Raw genomic sequence first — 1,330 nt, forward strand, 5'->3', positions numbered from 1 at the left:
CTTGAGAAAGCATTCGAAGCTGAAGAGATCGTTAAAGGTATCATCAACGGTAAAGTTAAAGGCGGCTTTACTGTTGACCTTAAATCTGTTCGTGCATTCCTACCTGGTTCTCTAGTTGACGTTCGTCCAGTTCGTGACACATTGCACCTTGAAGGCAAAGAGCTTGAGTTTAAAGTTATCAAGCTTGACCAAAAGCGTAACAACGTTGTTGTTTCTCGCCGTGCAGTACTTGAAGCTGAAAATTCAGCAGAGCGTGATGCTCTTCTTGAGTCAATGGCTGAAGGTATGGAAGTTAAAGGTATCGTTAAGAACCTTACAGACTACGGTGCGTTCGTAGATCTTGGTGGTGTTGACGGTCTTCTTCACATTACAGATATGGCTTGGAAGCGCATTAAGCACCCGAGCGAGATTGTAAATGTTGGTGACGAAATCAACGTTAAAGTTCTTAAGTTCGACCGTGAGCGCAACCGTGTTTCTCTAGGTCTTAAGCAGTTGGGTGAAGATCCATGGGTATCAATCAAAGAGCGCTATCCAGAGAACACTCGTGTTACTGCACGTGTTACTAACCTTACTGATTACGGCTGCTTCGCAGAAATCGAAGAAGGTGTTGAAGGTCTTGTTCACGTTTCAGAAATGGATTGGACTAACAAGAACATTCACCCATCTAAAGTTGTTCAATTGGGCGACGAAGTTGAGGTTATGGTTCTTGATATCGACGAAGAGCGTCGTCGTATCTCTCTAGGTATCAAACAGTGCCACGCTAACCCATGGGAAGAGTTCTCAGGTAACTTCAACAAGGGTGATAAGATCAGCGGTAAGATCAAGTCTATCACTGATTTCGGTATCTTCATCGGTCTTGACGGTGGTATCGACGGTCTAGTTCACTTGTCAGATATCTCTTGGCAGGAACAAGGCGAAGAAGCTGTTCGTAACTACAAGAAAGGCGACGAAATCGAAACTGTTATCCTTTCTGTAGACCCAGAGCGTGAGCGTATCTCTCTTGGTGTTAAGCAGCTTGATAGCGATCCATTCGCAGAATACGTTCAAGCGAACGACAAAGGCACTATCGTTACAGGTACTGTTAAGTCTGTAGACGCGAAAGCAGCAGTTGTAGAACTTGCAGCAGACGTTGAAGCAACTTTGAAAGCATCTGAAATGAGCCAAGATCGTGTTGAAGATTTGACGACTCAGCTTAAAGAAGGCGACGAAGTAGAAGCGAAAATTATTAACGTTGATCGTAAGAATCGCGTGATCAACTTGTCTGTTAAGTCGAAAGACATTGACGATGAGAAGCAAGCGATGAAAGAAGTTCGTGAGAAGCAGATTGAAT

1 protein-coding gene is annotated in these 1,330 nt (G+C 44.0%); it reads left to right on the plus strand.

Going from position 1 to position 1,330, the window contains the following annotated elements; translation table 11 throughout:
• Positions 1-1,330: 30S ribosomal protein S1 (rpsA, locus tag A3738_RS27920; protein ID WP_068764004.1), on the plus strand; the 1,330-nt coding region annotated here is incomplete at both ends.

The sequence above is a fragment of the Oleiphilus sp. HI0066 genome (genome assembly GCF_001635725.1).